Annotated in this window: 3 protein-coding genes; all 3 read right to left on the minus strand. The window is 64.8% G+C overall.

Features of this window, described 5'->3' with window-relative positions:
* Positions 1–779: TerC/Alx family metal homeostasis membrane protein (locus WB461_RS10850; RefSeq protein WP_423852746.1), on the minus strand; the 779-nt coding region annotated here is incomplete at its 3' end.
* Between the two features lie 257 nt (positions 780–1,036).
* A complete protein-coding gene (locus WB461_RS10855) occupies positions 1,037–1,621 on the minus strand; it encodes an STAS domain-containing protein (protein ID WP_423852747.1) in 585 nt (194 codons plus the stop codon).
* Between the two features lie 82 nt (positions 1,622–1,703).
* Positions 1,704–2,343, minus strand: a 640-nt coding sequence (locus WB461_RS10860; RefSeq protein ID WP_423852748.1) for an AI-2E family transporter, incomplete at its 5' end; no start/stop codon positions are given.

Genomic DNA, 2,343 nt, shown 5'->3' on the forward strand with positions numbered 1-2,343 from the left:
GCCAAGCCGTAGGAGAGGTAGATCAGCCGCTCGAGCAGACCCTCGATCAGGAAGAACAGCTGTCGCAGGCCGAGCAACGAGAAGGCCGTGGCGGTGAAGACGATGAAGGTGCTCTGGGTGAGGCCGAAGATGGCCGGGATCGAGTCGAGGGCGAAGAGGATGTCCGTACCTCCGATTGCCACCATCACGAGCAGCATCGGGGTCAGGACACGTCTGCCGTCGACCTGCGTGAAGATCTTGTCGCCGTCGTACTCGGGGGAGGTCCGGATGAGCTTGCGGGCCAGTCGAACCATCAGGTTCTCCCCCTCGGAGTCGTCGCCACTCGACTCTCCCTTCAGCAGGTTGCCCGCTGTGAGCAGGAGAATGAGTCCGAAGATGTAGAACACCCAGGAGAACGCGTTGATGAGGCCTGCCCCGACGAAGATGAACGCGGTGCGGGCGATGAGCGCGAAGACGATGCCGAACAGCAGGACCTTCTGCTGGTCCTCGCGAGGGACACGGAAGCTGCCCATGATGATCAGAAAGACGAAGAGATTGTCGATCGAGAGTGCCTTCTCGGTGATGTAGCCGGCAAAGTACTCCCCGCCGAGGGTGGCGCCGCCGAAGACGAGGACCAGGACCCCGAAGAGCAGTGCGATTCCGACGTAGACCGCAGACCAGATCGTGGCCTCGCGAAGGGTCGGCACGTGCGCCTTCCGAGTGTGGAAGACGAAGTCATAGACCAGCATCGCCACGATGCCAGCCACGGTGAGTGCCCACGCCCAGGTAGGGACGTCCATGTCGATTCTCCCTCGAGTGGTCGTCGGGCTGCGGAAGATTCTGTGTACCGATGAAAATCTGATCGGAGCGTAGTTCCTACTCGATCGCGATGCTGGTGTCGTAGCCGGTGCACGGGGATCCAAGCGCGATTCGTGCGTGCTTGCAGAGCCGTCGTGGCGCGTCGCTCGCTGCGATCATCTTCGGTGGCCACGAATGGTGTGGCTGCCGTCTCGACTGTCCATGCGATCGAACTTGCTGGTCAGGAGCGTCTGGATCTTCACAGCTCTCCTTTTACGATTCCCTGGTCCGTCGCGCCGCCGTCGGTTTCCCACGACGCCAGCGCCACTCTCGCCGGCGGCAGCGCGAGCGGTGCACCCTCTGCCTGTGCGCGCCTCGAGGAAACGGTCCGCGGGCGAGTTGAGTCGACCGAAAGGTCCCGACGCCTATCCCTGTCCCCTGACACCGATGTCAGGGATCGGCGTCGCGGGGTGGGGGGAGGATCCAGTGTCTGGATGAACTCGAAGACCCCCAAGGCCGTGCTCTGCCTCCGCAGGGCTGGGCTAGGACTGTAGAAGACCATGCGGGCGCTGCGCCTGGCGAGGCGCTGGGCACACGTCAGGACCATCGCTTGGGCACGTACCGACCACGCATCGAGACCACGGAGGTCGATGACAAGCGTGTGTTCGACCTGACGCGACGCACGGGTCAACACCTCGGCGAGCCCGGCCAGGTCGATGCCCTCGATCCGGCCGGACAACCTCAGCGAGGTGTGCTCGCCGGTGACCTCGTCGTGGCTGCCGCTCAACACCCACCGGAACTGCACCGATGAGGCGTCATCACTCTGGAAAAGCGGTTGGGCCATGCGGACTCCCGGCTAGAGGTCGAGCAGCAGCAGCCGAGCTGGAGATCACGGCTAGCGATGGGGCGTGTCCTACCGAGCGCACTCAGGCTGTCTCGATATCACGATCCTGGTCCTCGGTCGCGTCATCGCTGTCGCTGTTGGCGTGCTCGGAGCCGTCAGTCGGGTCCGGTGGTGGTGTGGACCTGGCGGCGACCACTTCATCGAGGTAGCGCAGCACGACGGCAGCGACCGCCACGGCGGGGACGCCGAGGAACGCGCCAGCCACCCCGAACAGTGTTGACCCCAGCACGACGGTGAGGAGCACCACGCTCGCGTGCAGGTTCAACGTCTTGCCCTGCAGCCACGGCAGGAACAGGTTGCCCTCGAGCTGCTGCACCACGAGCACGATGGCGAACACGGTCAGCGCCGCCACCCAGCCGTTGGCTACGAGTGCGACCAGCACCGCGACGGCGCCGACGGCGACCGCACCGATGATGGGCGCGAACGCCGCCACGAAGGTGAGCATGGCAAGGGGGAGTGCCAGTGGCACTCCGACGATCACCAACCCCAAGCCGATCAGCACCGCGTCGATCAGCCCGACCAGGGCTTGAGTACGTACGAACCCTCCGAGGGTGGACCAGGCTCGGGTGCCGACCTCGGCCACGTGGTGACCGACTCGGTCCCCGGTTCTTGCGCGTAGCCACGGGACGAACCGGCGACCGTCCTTGAGCGCGAAGAAGCAC

It is taken from the genome of Aeromicrobium sp. (assembly GCF_049587115.1).
Taxonomy (GTDB): domain Bacteria; phylum Actinomycetota; class Actinomycetes; order Propionibacteriales; family Nocardioidaceae; genus Aeromicrobium.

Excerpts from the sequence above, each read along its gene's own strand:
- WB461_RS10855 (WP_423852747.1), bottom strand. The coding sequence starts at position 1,621 with ATGGCCCAACCGCTTTTCCAGAGTGATGACGCCTCATCGGTGCAGTTC.